This window comes from Microbispora sp. GKU 823 (assembly GCF_002027145.1).
GTDB lineage: Bacteria > Actinomycetota > Actinomycetes > Streptosporangiales > Streptosporangiaceae > Microbispora > Microbispora siamensis.
Map to the genome: position 1 here is coordinate 131547 of NZ_MWJN01000001.1, position 18194 is coordinate 149740.

Consider the following 18194-nt stretch of genomic DNA (forward strand, 5'->3'; position numbering starts at 1 on the left):
TTATGGACGAGCAGGGCAAACTACTACTGGTAATGACGTTCCATATTCAGGTTGACCCGTGGTCTCGCCAATCTTCCAAGCAGGATAGGGCCATCACTGAGGCAGTGAAGGAACAACTTCGCGACCGAGGATTTTCCGGCCCCTGGATGAATAGCCCGATATGCTTGACCATCGTCTCGCTCGTCCCTCGCAACAAGAGAGTTGCCGATGTGGATAACCTGGTTAAGGGATTGCTGGACAGCATGGAGGGTGTCCTATACAAGAACGACAAGCAAGTGCAATGCTTAACGACTCGGAGAATCGAATATGGCGGAACCGTTGGCATGTATACGGTCCGTGCCGCGGCGGTCCATCCATGGCAAGCGGATGTCATTTACGATAATCCAGCTGATCCAATAGTGCTTACAGGGAAGAGGATAGTCATCTAGCCCCGCCCCCGCTGCTCGATTGTTCGTGGCCCTTGGTCGGCGTCAACGCCGTCTGTGCGGGTTGATTGCGGGGTTGCGGTGTACGTCGTTGGTGGACGGACACGCGAAGACGGCATTGACACCTCGGCCGGGCCACTGATGTCCGCAGCTATCGGGGGCGGGGGAGGAGTGGTGCGGGCCACAAATCCGCTCCCCGAGCGGCGCGACGGCACGGGACTGATCGCCCGGGGAAGCGAGTTCCTGTCCACGTTAAGGGACATGGACCGTCACAGGGGATGAGAGCTGTACCGGACCGCGAACCGACGCACTGCAGCCTGGTAGTGCGTCCGTCCTGCATCCGGTATAGACGTACCGCCCGATGTGCTCTTCCATTCGGCCGGTCCGCCAGCGATAGCGCCACTCGTCCGGTCCCCGGCTCCCGCCGAATAACGAGATCTACCCGCACCGACACCAGCGCAATGCCGTAGCCTTCCTTCACGTCGGCGGCGATGCCGTACGTAGGGTTCGAGTTCGGCCCGCAGCCGCTCGGCTTCCGCCGCCGGCGCCCGCCGCAGCATCCCCGAGCCGATCACAGCTCGACCGCTCTCCGGCCGATGCGCGGGACGTCCCGGTCCCTGTCGAGTACGCGGTCATCGGGTCGCCAGCGATGGACGTTCACCAGTCAGTCCGGGCCGCAGCGCGGCCCGGTGAAGAAGTCCGATCTCCTCGCAGGTACGCAGCTCGACAGTGCGTTCGCTCACTCATACGGCCCGCATGCGGCCCTTCAGGTCAGAGCGATACTCCACATGCGAGATCACGAGGTAAGAGTGGGGATGGCATCGCCGCGTTGGCCTCACGGAGGTCCAGGCCACTGAGGCTGCAGCTGACCTCGACGCGGGAAGACCTACTGCCTACACAGTTCGGCAATTAGTCGAGGATGTCTCAATAACGCAACTTGCGACGTATGTGTGACCATCGATTCTGATCTTTAGTTAGATTCGTTGGGACAATCTTTCTCTGTAACGTGGGTCGCAGCTATATCCAGCGCAGAGTACACAAACATCTCATCGACTTTGTCTGGATTAAATCCATCCACCGTCAGAGCAATGCGTAGTATTTGGGACAAGGCTGCCAGGGCAAGGCGGGAGGCGTGGATCGGCATGCCGTCCAGATGGAGAAGTTGCTTTTTGTGTGGGCCAGGAACGCCATGAACAACTCTAGACCGATAAGAGTAGACGTCTTTGATTGCACTCAAAATCCCCCCGCTGCCACCCCAGCCATACCGTGACAGCATTGCGGCTGCACGCAGGGAGATCTTGTGGACGATCTCGCCGGAGCCTGACCCCCCACCCAGCAGGGCTTCTAGACCTATGCACAGGTCAACTATGCGGTCCTCGTCGTTGTCCCTTGTTCGTGCGGCCGAGAGGCGTCGTGTCGCTACTCGGATGCTGGGATGACTGCGGCTCATCTTTTCGAAATATAGGTTCACGTGCGCAAGCTGATCCAGATTTAGTTCGCCTGCATGACGCGTGAGATTATCGATTCGAGTTGCGTAGTCCCTGAAGAGATATACGGATCTCGTGTTGCCGGTATGATCTATGTCTCCAAACCATTCAATAGGCTCTAGCAGCATCTGTGCATAGCCTATAGAGCTGGAAGACTCTATTGATGCTGCCTCAAAAAACTCCTCCACCAATTCAAAGGTTGGCTCGTACGGTTCCAGTGCAAAGTACAGGCCGCACCCCCCTGCGAAGGCCGGAACGTTCTCGAGCTTCAATGCATGTGTTGCTGCACTTAATCGTCCCGCGTCATAAGGGGAAACGTGCGGCACATCTGCAAGCGACTGTTGCTGTGCCTTGCTCAATCTGACAATCGAGATCTTACTAAAAACACTCTCTTCTGCTATTTGGGCGCCTAAAATCGGTACGTACACGTCCATTCTCAGATCGTCGGCCAGTAGGTAGGATTCCTGCTCACGGTATAGATACTCCAATACTGTCTCGTCGACTTCAACCCGGTCTTCATGCGCCGCAACATACCTATCTGCAAGGAGAATGGGAATCATAGCCACTTCGTGGAGAAGGATCTTGGCGAAATCCAGGGGCTCTTCGCGGTCATTTGGAAGTAAGAACTTTAGTGCTACCACCGGCAATGACTGCACCTGCTGGTACAGCCTCTGTAGTCCGTCTAGGTCATTGTAGTTGTAGAAACTCGCCCGTTCTCCCGATGGAGGGCTGTCGAACAATGATTTATAGCCATGCTTAAGCATGTTATTGTCGGTGGTTATTAATCCTTCTGACACACCCTGCTTGTACCTTTTGATCTTGGCGATAGCGTCGATCGTCGGAGTGCGGACGTAGTTCCACAGGTCAGCTTCAGTCGGCGTGCTTTGCGTCATGGGCACATCCTAGTCCGGCGGGCTAACGGCGCAGTTTGCTATAAATGCCCCGAAACTACACAACATAGCCTCGCGATGCCCGGTACGGTGCGTATTGTCGTCCGCTTCCACGAGATTGATGCAGACCCAATCCCGCCGAGCGCAGAGAAGAGCGGTGCGGGTCGTAGACACAGGTGCGGCCCCGCCCGAATGAGCGGGGCGCGTGAGGGCTGGACCGTCTATCGCATCTCGCCGAGCAGAAGGGCGTGCCACACCCTGTGGGCCTCCTCGATGGGCCAGCGGTGCGTCTCTTTGACCTTTGGTGTCGGTTCCGCCTGGGTGGTCTTGCGGATGAACGCCTGCCCGCCGGCCTGGAGCAGTTCGTAGACGACGGCTCGGCAGTCGCAGGTCCAGGCGAGAACGCGCACACGCCCCACCCCCTCGAAGGGCTTATGCCACACGAGCTTCACGTGATCTTCTTGGCGCATCTCCCAGTGCGGGCTCAGGCATCCTTCGTTCGGGTCCAGGAAGGTGGCCGCCATCAGAGCCGCCGCCCTACTGCGCTCCGCCGTTGGCCCAGCCGACGATCCACCGGACGGCGGACTGCGGTTGGTCGACCGAGGGCAGCGGAACCACGGTCCCGGACTTCGGCAGCTTGATCAGAAAGCGGCGCGGCTTGTTCTCCTGGTCGATGGTGACCGTCGCGACCTGTCCGCCGAAGCCGTAGACGTCCAGCTCCGAGCCCGCCTTCTCCTGCACCGGGAACCCGGTCATCCGCAGGGTGATGTGGCTTATGAACCGAACGTGGACCCCTTGGGACCGGAGCAGGTCGCCGAGGGCGGCCAGGATGCCCGCCTGCTGGTTGACGCTTCCGGCCCTGATCGTGATCTGACGCATGGCTCTCCCATCTGTCTCGCTGACGGGTTGAGCGTACGCCAACCTTCCTACCCCTACCTAGTCCTTCTCCTAGGTACCTCTAGGTACCTCTGGTAACGACATGGAACGCTTTCATTCCTACTCTTGAGCCCGTGATCGAGTTCCGGCCTGACCAGCTCAAATGGGAAGCCGTCCTCGAAGAGATACGACGGCGTATCCGGACGGGCGAATACCAGGTGGGGCACCCCATCCCTGGTGAACCCCGCATGGCCGAGGAGTTCGGCATCGCCAAGGGCACCGCACGCCGGGTCATCAACGAACTGCTCAAGGCCGGAGACGTCTACACCGTGCTGGGCAAGGGAACCTTCGTCGCCGACCCCGAGACTGGCGGCCCGCCCCGGCGAGACACCGAAGACGAGTGAAGGCCCCCGAACGGATCGGGGGCCTTCTGCCTTCTATCGGTTGTCAGCAAGACGATGGAAGGCGCACCAAGCGTAGATGCCAGCGAGCCGAGGACGGTAGCTTTGCGTAGTCACCGCTCGACTGCATCACTCTGGGCTATCAGCGCCATCGCTGGAAGCTAGCTTCTTGTTGCGGGACTCGAGCATTGCTCGCATCAGTCGTTCCTGCCACTCGCGTCGAGTTTCTTCTCCCGTTCGCCACGCAGCTGTGATCTTTGCGTCTGCTTCCTGCAGCTCATCCGCCAGTCGTTCAACGTCCGACGTAGTCATATGCGCCTCGGCGCCGAAAAACTTGCGCAGCCTACTCCGGTAGAAGTGGTAAACGGGGCCGGCGTCTGCGGCGGGAGGAGGAGAAGAATCCCACAGGTCGCATAAACCGTCATTTTCGTCCTGGCTACATATAGTCCAGACGCCATGTATGACGAGATTTCGCCGTTCTCGAAGAGCGGTCAAAGAAGGGAGTATCGATGCAAGCTCCTTATATTCTTCAAAATCATGAAGATCGTGCTCCATTCTAACTTTCAGGACTATGGATAAATTATTTGCGAGCCACTCCCATGACTGCCCTTCGAATAGTACTGTGAGATTCTCTCCGTCGGAATAGTCGCTTTCGGCGCGCACGTATGCGCAGAAAATCCATCGTAGAGTTGCCTCAATATTTGCGCTTTCGCTTGCCACGCGACCGATAGCTGCATAAAGATCGCGATAATTATTCGTCATGAATTTTTCTTTCTTTGTGCTCGAATCGACGAGAGAATGAGTACGATAGCGCTGTCCCTGGTTTCCAGGCAACTAACTATCGTCCCTACTAAATTCGAGGTCTCATGAAGACCTCGCGAGCCGGAGGCAGCGCGTGCCGCGGCAGTACTGTCGACGTGGTTGCAAGCCAGTGTCGACTATGGCCGCTCCTGCTTTCGAGCGATTTGGCGTGCGGTGGCGATGCGTTGCCGGATCAGCTCGGCCCACAGGTGTTCGCCGTGCCGGTATCCGCTTCCGGCGAAGCGCCACTGGCCGACTGTGACCGTCTCTCGCTCGTCGCGAGGAGGCAGGCCGTGCCGTTCCCGAGCCCGCTCGGCCTGGTGATCGGCGCGCACCCGCCGAAGCGCGCCGAGCGTGGTCGAGTAGTGGCGGCTCTTGGTCGAGAAGTGGCCCCGGTAGCCGAGCATGTGCGCCCACTGCCGCAACGGGATCAGCCGGTAGGCCGGATCGTTCCCCAGGGCGAAGCAGGTGTAGATCATGCGCCGGGCATGCTCGGTGACGTCGAGCCGCGCGACGTCGGCGACCTCCCGGATCGGCCGGTCCACGGTCCCGGCTGACTCGGCCCCCTTGGTGGCGTACTTGGCGATGTAGGCCGCCACCCGCTGATCCGCGACGCCCTCCAACCCCGTCGCGACATAGATGGGGTCCACGTCGAGTTGCGTTCCCCACCGGCCGACGAACGACGGGTCATCGTCCGGTACGGGAACCGAGACCGCAGCCGCGGTTTCCCGAATCGCCGCCTGGAGCACGGGCACGGTCGCCCAGTCCGGCGGACGATCGGACGGGCCGTCCGGGCCGTCGAGGCGGATCACCGCGTGGAAGTGGACCAGGCCCCGTGCCTGGTACTCGGCCACCTTGGTGTACGACAGCCGCAGCCGCCGTCGAAGCTCGGCCCGAGAGATGCCGAGGTGCCGGGCGAAGGTCGCCGGTAGCGCCTGGGTGAAGCGCCGCCACAGCTCACCGGCATGGGCGTTCCACAGGACCGCGCCCCGGTAGTCGTAGCAGTCCACACAGACCGGCTGCCCGACCTGGGGATCACCGTCGGCATGTCGGACCCCGCAGCCTTCCGGCCTGCCGTGCTCGCACACCGGGTTGTCCCGCCGGGGACGGCACGGCAACACCTTGTCTCCCTTCATACGACGAGCGTGGACCGCGCCGAACGAGGGGGCGGTGAACGTGGTGAAGACGCGGGGATGAGCGCTCACGTCCTCGGGGACGCCCTTGCCGCCGCGCAGGCCGGACAGGATCAGGTGGTAGGTGTCGTCCCGGTAGACCTCCGAGCAGGCCGGGCACCGGGACGCACGACGGTTGCCGCACGCGGTCAGCAGGTAGCCGGTCGGCTCGTCGGCCGTCCGGTAGACGTCCAGCACCTCCAACCCGGCATCGAAGGTGATCCGGCGACCTTGCAGCCGGATCGGCTGGGCACAGCCGCCCGTGGCGCGCACCATCTCCTGCCACCGGGCGAAGTCCGGCATGGCGGCGCGTTGGGCGGCGGCGAGGACATCGGGGGAGAGGGGAGGGAGTTCGCTCACGCGGCGTCCCTCCCGCTGTCGGAGGCGGTGTCGTGCGCGTCGCCGACGTACTCGGCACCGTGGATGGCGGCCAGCCGCCGCCACTTGTTGACGCCCCACCGGGGCGAGCGTTCGAGCTGCCGCTTGCACCACTCCTCAGCCAGCGCAGCCATTGGACCCAGTTCCTCGGGTACCAGCGGAGACCTCCTTTCCTCGTAGGAAGCCCCCTCGCGCGAACCCGGGAAAGACAAAGCACCAGCGCAGAGCAGACCGAAGCAGGTCTGTAGTGCGGTGGTGCTTTCAGCGAGGCGATATGTGGAGTGTTTTATGCGACGGTGAACCGGTGAGCACGTCGAGGGGGCCTACCGCTGGGCCGGGTCCCTCCAGCGGAACGGCCTATCTGTTGTGTTGTTTGCCCGGTGGTTCCCCTGTGCTCGAATCTGTCGCAGCCGGTAGCTCGCTGTTGTAAATGCCTTTCCGCCCTGTCGCGGACGGAGCCCTTGCCCTCTCAGATGTACCACCCGGAGAACGTATTTATCCAGGTCAGCGTTCCGCGCATGGCCCTTCTCGGGACTGTCCACCGTTGTTCGCTGGCGTTCACTGGCGTCCATCGGCGTTCGCTGGCGTATGTCTGCGTAGGGAGGAGAGGAAGGCAGATGTCACGCTGAGGTAAGGGCGTCAGTCCTCCCGCCAAACGGGTTCGAGCGCGTTCGGGTCGAAGTTGCCCCACGACCCCATGCCCTTGCCCACCGGATGGACGATCACCGCATGGAACGCCTCCATGACCATCGCGCGCTTCGTGCCCATGGAGAGGCCGCCCTGGTCCTCGGGCAGATACCAGCGCCGTCGTATGTCGGCCCCGTCAACGATGCGCCGAGCCCGCTTGCGTTCCTTGGCCGCCGTGTACGCCTGGCCCTCCCGCCGCAACTCGTTGATCCGCTGCTCAAGCGACGGGACGAGCATGAAGAACAGTTCGTTGCTGATCGTGCGCGCGTTCCACTGCCGGGTGAGTTCGGCGAGCTGCTCCTTCTTGTCGTTCAGCTCTTGCTCACCGGCCCAAGGGACGTCCTCCGTGTCCGCGTCGGGAGACTCGTCGAGCTTCGCCAGGACCAGCTCGGATAGGAACACGTCCACCCGGTCACCGCGCCGCCCGACGCCCCCGCATCCGCCGTCGCTCGGAGCGGGACAGACGTAGAGGTGAACCCCTCCGCGTGCCGGCCGAACCCGCAGGGGCGCGTTGCAGATGCCGGTCCCATCGGCCTTGGGCTTGCCGCACCGGAGGATGCCCGACAGGAGATAGCGGTGCTCACGCTGATCGAAGCGCATCCCCAGGGCCGCGTACTGATCGGCCTTCTCTCGGGAGGTGCGCAGGAAGGCGGCCCGCACGGCAAGCAGTTCGTCGGGTGTGATCAGGGCTTCCCACTTGCCGACCACCGGATTGCCGTCCACGTCGCGGACCAGTTCACTGTTGATCTCCCGCCACCCGCAGAGTCGAGGGCTGGACAGGGTGGCCCGCAGAGAACGGCGTGACCACTCGTTCCCCCGCGTCGTACGCACCCCGAGCTGCTGCCACTTCATCACGATCGCGCGAAGAGAGCCCCCGGCGATGATCGCGTCTACCGCTTCGCGCAGCAGCGGCCCCTCTTCGGGATGAATGGTGACGCGATCGGCCAGCCAGCCGAACGGACGAGGCCCGCCCACCGGTACGCCCTGCTCGGCCCGCGCCCGGTGAGAGCGACGCATGCGCCGCTGCATCTTCCGGACTTCCATCTTCGAGATCACGGCCCCGAACAGGCCCATGCTCTCGGTGTCCTCGCTGTAGAGGTCCTTCGGCCCGCGAGCGTCGGCGAAGACCCGCCCGTCGCGATAGGTGAAGGCTTCCACGAAGCGTTCGTAGTCGCCGGGACGGCGTGCCAGCCGGTCCTCAGCGACGATCACCACACCTTCTATAGGTGTCCCGTCCGCGAGGCGTCCGGCGCGAAGCGCCTTGACCATGGCCTCGAAGGCGTCGCGTACGACGTTGGCCTTGGCGGCGGACTTGTCGTTGTCGGTGAACTCGTGGACGATCGTCCAGCCGAGCCGCCCGGCGGTCTCCCGGTTGACCTTGTGCTGATCCTGTACGCCGTGCTCGTCTCCCCGTCCGTCCGACGAGATGCGCGCGTACGAGACGACAGGGACAACCTCTGCCATGGGGGCCTCCTCGAAGTTTGCACTCCAAGGAAGGTTCTAACCGTAGATTCCCCACTGGATGAAGTAGGCGACCCGCTTGTATCGGTCGCCGCCGGTGCTGGCCTGGGCCGCCGACGGCACCAGTCCGGCCGCCAGGGTGGCGGCGGCCGCCACGGCGAGGGTCCTTCTCATGAGCACGCCGGCCTCCCGAGCGCTTTTATATAGGAAAGTTTCCTGTAAATTGCCGCGATCGTAGACCGCTGTGATCAGGGCGTCAATGGCAGGGCGCGAGTGGCGGCAGACTGGAGAGCGTGCCTTCTGTGCTTCCCGACGGCGACCCCGTCCCCGCGAGCGGCGAGCTGCCGTCCGGGGCCCTCGACGGGCTCGGCTCCCGTCCGTTCGGCTTCTACGTCCACGTGCCGTTCTGCGCGACGCGCTGCGGCTACTGCGACTTCAACACCTACACGGCGGCCGAGCTGGGGCCCGGCGCCGCGCAGCGCGACTACGCCGCCACCGCGGTCGAGGAGATACGGCTGGCCCGGCGCGTGCTGGGAGACGCCGCGCCGCCCGTGGAGACCGTCTTCTTCGGCGGCGGCACGCCGACCCTGCTGCCCGCCGCCGACCTCGTACGGATCCTCGACGCCATCGGCGAGGAGTTCGGCCTGCGGCCGGACGCCGAGGTGACGACCGAGGCCAACCCGGAATCGGTGGACGAGACCTACCTGAAGGAACTGCGGGCGGGCGGGTTCACGCGGGTGAGCTTCGGGATGCAGAGCGCGGGCGAGCACGTCCTGGCCGTGCTCGATCGGCGGCACACCCCCGGCCGGCCCGCCGAGGCCGTACGGGAGGCCCGCGCGGCCGGGTTCGAGCACGTCAACCTCGACCTGATCTACGGCACGCCGGGGGAGAGCGACGACGACTGGCGTGCCTCCCTGGAGGCCGCGCTGGCCGCCCGGCCCGACCACGTCTCGGCGTACTCGCTGATCGTCGAAGACGGCACCCGGCTTGCCGCCCGGATCCGGCGCGGCGAGCTGCCGATGCCGGACGACGACGTGGCGGCCGACCGCTACCTGATCGCCGAGGAGATGCTGACGGCCGCCGGCCTGAGCTGGTACGAGATCTCCAACTGGGCGGCGGGCGACGAGGCCCGCTGCCGCCACAACCTGCTCTACTGGACCGGCGGCGACTGGTGGGGGGCCGGGCCGGGGGCGCACAGCCACGTCGGCGGCACCCGCTGGTGGAACGTCAAGCACCCCGCGGCGTACGCCGCCCGCCTGGCGGCCGGGACCTCGCCCGCGCACGCCCGCGAGGTGCTGTCGGCGGAGGACAGGGCCGTCGAGCGGGTCATGCTGGAGCTGCGTCTCGACTCGGGCTTCCCGCTCGCCGACCTCGCCCCCCAGGCGCGTACGGCGTGCGCGCGGGCGCTGGCGGAGGGCCTGCTGGAGGTGGAGGCGTTCAAGGCGGGCCGGGCCGTGCTCACGCTGCGCGGCAGGCTGCTCGCCGACGCCGTGGTCCGGGACCTGACTCCCTAGTCTCCGGTGCCTGCGGCGGCCGCGAGCGCCTTTCCACAGACGGACGAGCAAGGCGCCCGGTCCTGCGACCGGGCGCCCCGACGATTCAGCGGGAACAGTTCCCATGCCGTCCGCGGTGGTGGGCAGACGGAAGGCGAGGCCCGCGGCCGGTTCGGGTCCTGCTCACAGGACGAGCCTCGCGTAACCGATCCGCCAGCCGCTTTCCTTCGCGTCCGAGACCCTCTTGTTCACCACCTTGTAGCTGTGCGCCGTGTAGAAGATCCCTCGTTCGCTGGAAGCCGTCTTCTTCGTGACGATCGACATGTGGTCGGGCCCGTTGTTGTTCCACGGGTCGAAGTCCCAGTACATGATGTCGCCGGGCCGCACCTGCGAGAAGGTGGAGCGCCACTGGATCCGGTGGCGGCTGCTCATATGGCTCATGCTCTTCGTGACGATGACGAAGGTGTTCGAGTCCTTGCCGACGGGCGCCGCCCAGAACCAGTTGTTCTGGTTCTCGCGTTTCTGCTTCGCGGTTCGCCCGTAGTTCCGGATCTCCCTGGCGCCGCCGCCGAATCGCAGCGCCTTGGAGGCGAAGTTCGTACAGTCGCCGCCGCGGTGCCAGAAGTTGTCGTACTCCTGGTGGCTCTTCCAGTGCTTCACGGCCCAACTGGCGATGCCCGACGGGCTCACGGAGGCGGCCGAGACGGTGCCTTCGGGGGCGTCGCCCGGCTCGGGCACGGTCAGGTCTTCGCCCATGTCCGCCGTGACGGACCCATCCGGGTAGACCTGGGAGTCGGCAGAATCGCCGTCCGTCCGGCCGGCGAGGCCGTCGGCGGAGCCGTCGGGACGCTGACTCTGACCGGACAGCACGGCGTTGAAGGAGTAGTCGGACGGGTTCTCCTCCTCCTGCGTCGTCTTCTCGCCGGTGGGGTCGCGCAGGACGCGGGACTGCCGCACGGTGGCCCGGACGGTGACGGTCGTGCCGTCGGCCGACAGAGAGACGAGAGGGTCGCTCAGCGTGGTCGTCGAGCTCTCCTGGGCGCCTCCGCCTGCCTCGGCCTCGGATTTGGCGGCCAGGAGCGCTTGCTCGTCCGCCTCGATCAGCGACTCGAACCGGTAGCTCTGGTCGTGCTTCGCGATCGCGTCGGCGGCGCTCGTGAAACGTCCCTCGACGATGCCCTCCCGGCTGTCCAGATACTGGCTCACCGCGTCGACGTACGACTGCCTGTCCGGTACGGCCTGAGGATGCACGACCGAGGTGGTGCTCCAGGCGCCGTCGCCCTGCTCGTTCACGGCGCGCACGCGGAAGGTGTAGGCCGACCCGTTGGTCAGCCCGGTGACGACGGCTCTCGGCTCGGACGGCGTCAGCGTCTGGACGACGCTCCCCGAGCCGTTGAGGACGTCCAGGTCGAACCCGGTGATCCGCGCGTCACCGGTCGACTCGGACGGCGGCCCCCAGGTGACCAGCGCTCCGCCGTCGCCCGCCCGCACGCTGACGTTCTGCAGGGTTCCCGGCGCGGCCGGCGCGACGTAGACGACCGTGATCGTCGCCGAGCCGAAGGACGCCTCCGGCGCCGCGGGATCGGTGACGCGCAGGGCGAGCTCCGGGAAGCCCTGGCCGTCCTGGCGGTCTCCCTGCACCGAGCCGGTGATGTCGATCCTCGGGCTGGTGAGGTCCGCCTCGTCGAACGGCTCGTCCAGCAGCAGGGACGAGGCGTCGGCCCCTGACGCGTCCGCGGCGGGGTCGTCGCTCAGCTCGTACGCCGACACCTTGAGCGTGGCGGGGCAGGCCGCGGCGCAGACGGGAGTGCCCAGGTCGAGCGTGGCAGAGGTGATTTCCGCGCCCGCCGGGATGGCGCCGAGGTCAGCCTTGAACGTGGAGATCCGGCCGCCTCCCACCTGCAACGCGGTGGTGCTCTCCAGGGGGCAGGGCGTCCCGTCGCAGGCGTCCGAGGCCGTCTTGGCGCTGCGGACGGCCAGCACATCCGCGCCGAAGGTCGTGGACTGGGCGGGCCTGTCCGCCACCGGCTGCGGGGCCGTGAAGGCGACGGGCGTGGTCCGGGCGCTGCAGGTGGAGCCGGTACACGCCTCCACCTGCCACTTGTAGCCGGCCCCGGCGGTGAGCAGACCGGGCGCGAGCTGCAACGCGGCCCGTTGCCCGCCCTGGACAGTGCTGGATCCCAGCGGGCTGGGTCCGACGACCGCACCGGAACTGTCGAAGAGGTAGAACCTGGCGGTCAGGGGCTGGCCCGAGGGCCGCGATATCACGGCCGACAGCACCACGGCCGACGGGTCGCCGAGGCCGGTGGCCAGGCTCGTGGGGACCGTGGGCACGTCGGTGGCGAAGGCCATGCTCGGCGACCAGCCGCTCGCCCCGGTCTGGCTCGTCGTCCTGACCCTGAACCGGTACGACCCGGGGTTCCTCAGGACGCCCGCGGGCACCTTCCAGGTCGCGGTCGCGCCGGAGGCCACGCCCTTGGGGCCTCCGGTGGCGATGACGTCGCCGTCGTCGGCCGTGGTCACTTCGAACGTGTAGTCCAGCGGCTTTCCGGCAGGATCGCTCGCCTTGGCCGACAACGTGGGGGTGAGGCTCGCGACGGTGCCGACCGCCGGGTCCGAGGAGGCTCTCGGGGCGACGTCGAGCCCCGAAGGGGCGCTGAGCTTGTACGTGAAGGTGACGCTGAGCGCGGGCTCCTTCTCGCCCTGAGCTCCGGACACATAGTTGGAGGAGTAGTAACGTCTCCAGGTCGAGGCGTCCTTCTCGTCCGCGCCGCGCAACTGGATCCCGTAGTTCGGCTGGCCGTCGGCCCACGCCTGGACGATGGCGTCGGTGTCCCAGTGCATGAAGTCCTGCGGGCAGTTCGCCGCGCCGTAGGCCGTCTTCGTGGTGACGGCGCCCGTCGCGGTCGTGGCCGGTTCCGAGCCGTACTTGATGGTGTCCGGGTCCCACGCCGACGTGATGCGGCGTGCCTGTACGCCTGCGCTGGGGTCCACGCACACCGACGACCAGAACGTCCACAGTCGTAGGTCGGTGTCCACGATCGTGGTGCCGCGCAGGTCGTCGACGTGACGGAACTTCAGGTACGAGCGGGCGATGTGGGCGCCGTCGTAGGTACCGGCCTTGAGCTCGGTGGAACCGCGCTGGGAGTCCGGGATGTCGCTCTGGACCCACGTGTCGGTCTCCACCGTGAGCGTGCTGGTGGGATCGATGGTGACGGGATACCTCACCGCCGGGTCCGACAGGAACCCCGCAGCGGGCTTGAGCACCAGCACCGTGCCCTGAGGGGTCTGCTTGACAGTCGTGTCGATCGCCATCTGGTGCACGGGCTCGCCGGACCGGGGGTCGGTCGTCGAGTCCCACATGCGCGGGGCCGGAGCGGACGCCAGCAGGGTGCCGGTGGAGTCGTGCAGGTTGAGACCGTTGTCGCCGGCCTCGGAGAGATTCAGGCCTTTGCCCGCCACGGGCAGCGTGATCTCCAGCGGCTTGGCCGGGCGGCTGCGCAGGACGATCGAATGGCTGAACCCGTTCGGCAGGGCCTTCACCGTCAGGTCGCCGCCGGGAACGACGTCCTTGTACGTGGCGGTGTCCGCCTTGACCTGCGGCGCCGGCAGGGGCTTGCCCCACGAGACGGCGAACGAGCGATCCGCTCGCCGGACCTCGCCGAATGGCCGGGCTCCTCCGGCCGACATCCGCACATCGGCCGGTGTGAGCTTGGGGCGCAGCCCCGCCTGTCCATCGGGGACCAAAGTAGTGTCGATCGGGCGCCACGTGCCGCCGTCCTTGACCCGCAACGGTCCCGCGAAGGTCTCGAGAGTGAAGGTGCCGTCGGGGTTGGCCCACAGTGAGGAGCTGTCGGTCTTCTCGCTCTCCACCTCCACCGGAGTGCCCTGCGCCTTCGCCGTGCGCGCGGCGGCCTCCGGCCGGAACCTGGAGACTGATCGGCTGCGACGGCGGCCGGCTCGCCGGACGCCGCGGGTGAGACTGGTGGCCTGGCGGTGACGTCGGCCGCGGTGGCGGCCCTCGCGGGCGTCACGCCGCCTGGGTGCAGGGCGCCGGCCGTCAGCAGGAGGGCGGCGGCAAGGGCGATGCCTGGCGGATGGGGGCGCATGGGTCTCCATCGAGAAGGGGGAACGCACGCAGGCGCGTGCACCCTTCAGTCGATCAAGACCGGGTTCACCGCCGGTCCACCCGGAATGAACCGGCGCGGCGGATCACAACCAGGCCGCCGGCGACTCCGGGCGAGATCGTCCCCGTGAGCGGGGATGCCGGGGGGCCGCCGTCCGGAGGGGTGGCCCCGGGGGCTCAGGCAGCCGTGACGAAGTCGATCAGTTCTTCCACGCGGCCGAGCAGTTCGGGCTCCAGGTCGGCGTAGGTCGTGACCCGGCCCAGGATGTGCCGCCACGCCTCCTGGGGGTCCATCCGCCAGCCGAGGGCGTCGATCACGCCCTCCTTCCAGGGCACGCCGCGCGGCACGTCCGGCCAGGCGGGGATGCCGAGCACCCGGGGCCTGACCGCCTGCCAGATGTCCACGAACGGATGCCCGACGACGAGCACGTCGTCCCCGGAGACCCGGGCGGCGATGCGGCTCTCCTTCGACCCGGGCACCAGGTGGTCCACGAGCACGCCGAGCCGCCTGCCCGGCTCGGGGCCGAACTCCTCGACGATGGCCGGGAGGTCGTCCACGCCCTCCAGGTATTCGACGACGACCCCCTCCACCCGCAGGTCGTGCCCCCAGATCTTCTCCACCAGCGAGGCGTCGTGGACGCCCTCGACGTAGATGCGGCTTTCCCTGGCGACCTGCGCGCGCAGGCCCTCGACCGCGATCGACCCCGAGGCGCTCCGCAGCGGCCCCTTCGGGCCGGCCTGGGGGCGCACCAGCGTCACCGGTTTGCCTTCGAGGAGGAATCCGGCGGGCGTCAGCGGGAACACCCGCCGCCGGCCGAACCGGTCCTCCAGCGTCACGGCCTCCTTGTCGCAGGCCACCACCGCGCCGCAGAAGCGGCCCTCGGCGTCCTCGACCACGAGGTCGGGCTCGGCCGGGATCTCGGGGATCTGCCCCCGCCGTGGCCGCCGCCAGTCTCCGGAAAGCACGTCCCGCCCGTACATGCGGGGAACGCTAGCAAATCACACCACGCGACGGCGGCGCGCGAGCACGACGATGGTCACGATCAGCGCGGCCAGGAAACCGACGGTGGGCAGGGCCAGCAGCGCGATCGCGCCGCCCGCCAGAGAGCCGGCCTCGCCGGCGAGCTGCTTGCCGACGCCGAACCGGACTCCGTCGCCCTCACACGCGAGTGGGTAGGCGCCCGCCTTCGGCACGCCGGCCTCGAACAGCAGCTCCCAGGTCGTGCCGTTCAGCGTGACGGTCTGGGAGACGGCGGGCCGGGTCAGCCGCACCCGCGGGTCGGCGCCGTCGCCGAGCTGACAGCGGACGTCGGTGGGCTGGTCGACGGCCGCGTAGATCGCCGGCTTGTCCGCGGGGTCGAGCGTGACGTTCACCGACTGCCGCCGGAGAAGGTCGTCGTGGGCGCGGCGTCGCCGATCGTGGAGAACAGGCCGCCGGCGAACCCGCCGACGCCCGCCACCAGCAGGACGACGAAGAGCGCCCAGGAGAGGAAGATCCACAGCAGCCGGGGCCGGATCGGCCGGGAACCGCCGTACGGAGGGGGAAAGGGGTGCGGCATCCGCAAGGTCACGTCGGTCTGGGGCACGGGGCGGGGCACCCGCATGGTCACATCGGGGGTCTGGTTCTCGTGCATGGAAACAAGAGTCGACCACGTGGCTTGCGGGGGATTTGGAATCCGCTTGTCCTGGTGCCCTGTGCTGTCCTGGCGCCCTGTGCTGTCTTGGTGCCCTGCGCTGTCTTGGTGCCCCCTGCGTTATCGCACCACGTGGGGTGGTAGCCGTACACTTGGCACTCGGGAACACAGAGTGCCAGAGTCGGTGTTTCCAGGCACAGGGAGGTGACACATTGCTCGACGACCGCAAGCTCGCCGTCCTGCGCGCCATCGTCGAGGACTACGTGTCCACCAACGAGCCGGTGGGGTCGAAGGCCCTGGCGGACAGGCACAACCTCGGCGTCTCCCCGGCGACGATCCGCAACGACATGGCGGCGCTGGAGGAGCAGGGATACATCACCCAGCCGCACACCAGTGCCGGCAGGGTGCCGACGGACAAGGGATACCGCCTGTTCGTCGACCGGCTGTCGCAGATCAAGCCGCTGTCCGGCGCGGAGCGCAGGGCCATCGAGACCTTCCTCGCCGGGGCCGTGGACCTCGACGAGATCGTCATGCGGACGGTCCGGCTGCTCGCGCAGCTCACCCGGCAGGTCGCGGTGGTCCAGTACCCCTCGCTCACCAGGTCGTCGGTCCGCCACGTGGAGATCGTCCCGCTCGCGGAGCGCCGGGTCATGCTGGTGCTGATCACGAACACCGGGCGGGTCGAGCAGCGGGTGGTCGACCTGCCCGAGGCCATCGCCGACGACCGGATCGCGAACCTGCGCGCCGTGCTCAACGCGTGCCTGGACGGCTGCGGCCTGTCCCGGGTGCCGGAGACCGTGGCCGACGTTCCCGAGCGTCTGCCTCCCGAGGACAGGCCGGTGGCGGCCACGATCCTGTCCGTGCTGCTCGAGACGCTCGTCGAGCGGCACGAGGAGAAGATCGTCTTCGGCGGTACGGCCAACCTCGCCGCCGCCGACTTCAGCGTCGGCCTGCGGGACGTGCTGGAGGCGCTGGAGGAGCAGGTCGTCCTCATCCGCCTGCTGGGGGAGACCGGCGGGCTGTCCGAACTGACCGTCCGGATCGGATCCGAGAACCCCTATAGCGGGCTGCGCGGCACCTCTATCGTGGCCGCCGGATACGGTTCGGGTGACAAGGAACTGGCCCGGCTCGGAGTGCTGGGCCCGACACGAATGGACTATCCGGTGACGATGGGTGCGGTGCGCGCGGTGGCGCGTTACGTCGGCCAGATCCTGGCGGGGTCATAAGTGTCCAACGACTACTACGCGACCCTTGGCGTACGACGCGACGCCAGCCAGGAAGAGATCAAGAAGGCGTACCGCCGTCTCGCCCGCGAACTGCACCCGGACGTCAACCCCGATCCGGAGACCCAGGAGCGGTTCAAGGAGATCAACCAGGCGTACGAGGTGCTGTCCGACGCGGGCAAGCGCCGCATGTACGACATGGGCGCCGACCCGTTCGGCGGCGGCGCGGGCGCCGGGGCCGCCGGTGGCTTCGGCGCGGGCTTCCCGTTCAGCGACATCATGGACGCCTTCTTCGGCTCGGCGGGCGCCGCGCGGGGGCCCCGCTCCCGTGCCCGCCGGGGCCGCAACGCCACCATCCGGGTCGAGCTCGACCTGGCGGAGTCGGCCTTCGGCACGACCCGCGAGATCGTGGTCGACACGGCCGTGGTCTGCGAGGTCTGCCAGGGCTCCGGGGCGGCGGCAGGCACGCACCCCGACACCTGCGACATGTGCCACGGGCGCGGCGAGGTCTCGCAGGTGACCCGTTCGTTCCTCGGCCAGGTCATGACCTCCCGACCCTGCCCCCAGTGCGGCGGGTACGGCAGCGTCATCCGGCACCCCTGCATGGAGTGCTCGGGCGAGGGACGGGTCAGGACCCGGCGTACGATCAAGGTCAGGATCCCGGCCGGCGTCGAGGACGGCACGCACATCCAGCTCGCCGGCGAGGGCGAGGTCGGCCCCGGCGGCGGACCTCCCGGCGACCTGTTCCTGGAGATCGTCGAGCGGCCGCACCAGATCTTCGAACGGCGCGGCGACGACCTGCACTGCACCGTTCACATCCCGATGACCGCCGCCGCGCTCGGCACCTCGATCACGATCGAGACCCTCGACGGCGCCGAGGAGATCGACGTACGGCCCGGCACCCAGGCCGGCCAGGTCATCCCCCTGTACGGCAAGGGCGTCCAGCGGCTCAACGAGACCGGCAGGGGCGACCTGCTGATCCACGTGAACGTCGAGACGCCGACCAAGCTCGACCCGCAGCAGGAGGAACTGCTGCGCGAGCTGGCGAAGCTGCGCGGAGAGGAGCGGCCGCCCGGCAAGTTCTCCCCGGGCCAGCAGGGCTTCTTCTCCCGCCTGCGGGACGCCTTCAACGGCCGCTGA

General features: G+C 67.0%; 17 protein-coding genes. 5 read left to right on the top strand and 12 right to left on the bottom strand.

Translation table 11 applies throughout. The features are described 5' to 3' along the window. The first annotated feature begins 32 nt into the window (after positions 1 to 32). Entirely contained in the window at positions 33 to 428 is a 396-nt protein-coding gene (locus tag B1L11_RS54410; protein WP_372974631.1) for a RusA family crossover junction endodeoxyribonuclease, read from the top strand. A gap of 967 nt (positions 429 to 1395) precedes the next feature. On the opposite strand, the gene B1L11_RS44695 is transcribed toward B1L11_RS54410, so the two are convergent. The 3 genes from B1L11_RS44695 to B1L11_RS00600 form a co-directional block, all read right to left on the bottom strand. Next, positions 1396 to 2805: a HEPN domain-containing protein gene (locus tag B1L11_RS44695; protein WP_143736794.1), complete on the bottom strand. Its 1410-nt coding sequence runs from the start codon at positions 2803 to 2805 to the stop codon at positions 1396 to 1398. 218 nt (positions 2806 to 3023) lie between these two features. Continuing rightward, a complete protein-coding gene (locus B1L11_RS00595; protein ID WP_079312138.1) occupies positions 3024 to 3326 on the bottom strand; it encodes a hypothetical protein in 303 nt (100 codons plus the stop codon). A gap of 13 nt (positions 3327 to 3339) precedes the next feature. Beyond that, the gene (locus B1L11_RS00600) at positions 3340 to 3681 is read right to left on the bottom strand and encodes a hypothetical protein (protein WP_079312140.1); all 342 of its coding nucleotides are present in this window, start codon (positions 3679 to 3681) and stop codon (positions 3340 to 3342) included. 131 nt (positions 3682 to 3812) lie between these two features. On the opposite strand from B1L11_RS00600, the gene B1L11_RS00605 reads away from it, so the two are divergent. Beyond that, entirely contained in the window at positions 3813 to 4082 is a 270-nt protein-coding gene (locus B1L11_RS00605) for a GntR family transcriptional regulator (RefSeq protein WP_076437814.1), read from the top strand. A 126-nt stretch (positions 4083 to 4208) separates the two neighbouring features. On the opposite strand, the gene B1L11_RS44700 is transcribed toward B1L11_RS00605, so the two are convergent. From B1L11_RS44700 to B1L11_RS46380, 5 genes are all read right to left on the bottom strand, one after another. Continuing rightward, positions 4209 to 4913 carry a hypothetical protein gene (locus B1L11_RS44700; protein WP_143736795.1) on the bottom strand — a complete coding sequence of 235 codons (705 nt, stop codon included), beginning with the start codon at positions 4911 to 4913 and terminating at the stop codon, positions 4209 to 4211. 104 nt (positions 4914 to 5017) lie between these two features. Next, positions 5018 to 6412: a replication initiator gene (locus B1L11_RS00610; RefSeq protein WP_079312144.1), complete on the bottom strand. Its 1395-nt coding sequence runs from the start codon at positions 6410 to 6412 to the stop codon at positions 5018 to 5020. Beyond that, on the bottom strand, positions 6409 to 6564 hold the full coding sequence (locus B1L11_RS46375; RefSeq protein WP_161628146.1) for a hypothetical protein: 156 nt from the start codon (positions 6562 to 6564) through the stop codon (positions 6409 to 6411). The genes B1L11_RS00610 and B1L11_RS46375 overlap by 4 nt, the downstream gene beginning before the upstream one ends. A 505-nt stretch (positions 6565 to 7069) precedes the next feature. After that, on the bottom strand, positions 7070 to 8581 hold the full coding sequence (locus B1L11_RS00615; protein WP_079312146.1) for a recombinase family protein: 1512 nt from the start codon (positions 8579 to 8581) through the stop codon (positions 7070 to 7072). A gap of 36 nt (positions 8582 to 8617) precedes the next feature. Next, the gene (locus B1L11_RS46380; protein WP_179154921.1) at positions 8618 to 8758 is read right to left on the bottom strand and encodes a hypothetical protein; all 141 of its coding nucleotides are present in this window, start codon (positions 8756 to 8758) and stop codon (positions 8618 to 8620) included. A gap of 113 nt (positions 8759 to 8871) precedes the next feature. Here B1L11_RS46380 and hemW point away from each other — a divergent pair, with 113 nt between their 5' ends. Further along, positions 8872 to 10092: a radical SAM family heme chaperone HemW gene (hemW, locus tag B1L11_RS00620; protein WP_079312148.1), complete on the top strand. Its 1221-nt coding sequence runs from the start codon at positions 8872 to 8874 to the stop codon at positions 10090 to 10092. Between the two features lie 162 nt (positions 10093 to 10254). Here hemW and B1L11_RS00625 read toward each other — a convergent pair whose 3' ends face one another. From B1L11_RS00625 to B1L11_RS00640, 4 genes are all read right to left on the bottom strand, one after another. Continuing rightward, a complete protein-coding gene (locus B1L11_RS00625; protein WP_079312150.1) occupies positions 10255 to 13950 on the bottom strand; it encodes a DNRLRE domain-containing protein in 3696 nt (1231 codons plus the stop codon). Between the two features lie 424 nt (positions 13951 to 14374). After that, the gene (locus tag B1L11_RS00630) at positions 14375 to 15178 is read right to left on the bottom strand and encodes a DUF3097 domain-containing protein (protein WP_079312152.1); all 804 of its coding nucleotides are present in this window, start codon (positions 15176 to 15178) and stop codon (positions 14375 to 14377) included. 18 nt (positions 15179 to 15196) lie between these two features. Further along, complete coding sequence (locus B1L11_RS00635) at positions 15197 to 15571, bottom strand: hypothetical protein (protein ID WP_079312154.1); 375 nt, start codon at positions 15569 to 15571, stop codon at positions 15197 to 15199. Beyond that, positions 15568 to 15831, bottom strand: a complete 264-nt coding sequence (locus B1L11_RS00640) for a hypothetical protein (protein WP_079312156.1) — start codon at positions 15829 to 15831, stop codon at positions 15568 to 15570. Before B1L11_RS00640 ends, B1L11_RS00635 begins: the two co-directional genes overlap by 4 nt. A 212-nt stretch (positions 15832 to 16043) precedes the next feature. Between B1L11_RS00640 and hrcA the strand changes: the two genes are divergently transcribed. Both hrcA and dnaJ read left to right on the top strand, forming a co-directional pair. Next, positions 16044 to 17057, top strand: a complete 1014-nt coding sequence (gene hrcA / locus B1L11_RS00645) for a heat-inducible transcriptional repressor HrcA (RefSeq protein WP_079312158.1) — start codon at positions 16044 to 16046, stop codon at positions 17055 to 17057. Then, complete coding sequence (dnaJ, locus tag B1L11_RS00650) at positions 17058 to 18194, top strand: molecular chaperone DnaJ (protein ID WP_079312160.1); 1137 nt, start codon at positions 17058 to 17060, stop codon at positions 18192 to 18194.

Excerpts from the sequence above, each read along its gene's own strand:
- B1L11_RS54410 (WP_372974631.1), top strand. The coding sequence starts at position 33 with ATGACGTTCCATATTCAGGTTGACCCGTGGTCTCGCCAATCTTCCAAG.
- B1L11_RS44695 (WP_143736794.1), bottom strand. The coding sequence starts at position 2,805 with ATGACGCAAAGCACGCCGACTGAAGCTGACCTGTGGAACTACGTCCGC.
- B1L11_RS00595 (WP_079312138.1), bottom strand. The coding sequence starts at position 3,326 with ATGGCGGCCACCTTCCTGGACCCGAACGAAGGATGCCTGAGCCCGCAC.
- B1L11_RS00600 (WP_079312140.1), bottom strand. The coding sequence starts at position 3,681 with ATGCGTCAGATCACGATCAGGGCCGGAAGCGTCAACCAGCAGGCGGGC.
- B1L11_RS46375 (WP_161628146.1), bottom strand. The coding sequence starts at position 6,564 with ATGGCTGCGCTGGCTGAGGAGTGGTGCAAGCGGCAGCTCGAACGCTCG.
- B1L11_RS00615 (WP_079312146.1), bottom strand. The coding sequence starts at position 8,581 with ATGGCAGAGGTTGTCCCTGTCGTCTCGTACGCGCGCATCTCGTCGGAC.
- B1L11_RS00630 (WP_079312152.1), bottom strand. The coding sequence starts at position 15,178 with ATGTACGGGCGGGACGTGCTTTCCGGAGACTGGCGGCGGCCACGGCGG.
- B1L11_RS00640 (WP_079312156.1), bottom strand. The coding sequence starts at position 15,831 with ATGCACGAGAACCAGACCCCCGATGTGACCATGCGGGTGCCCCGCCCC.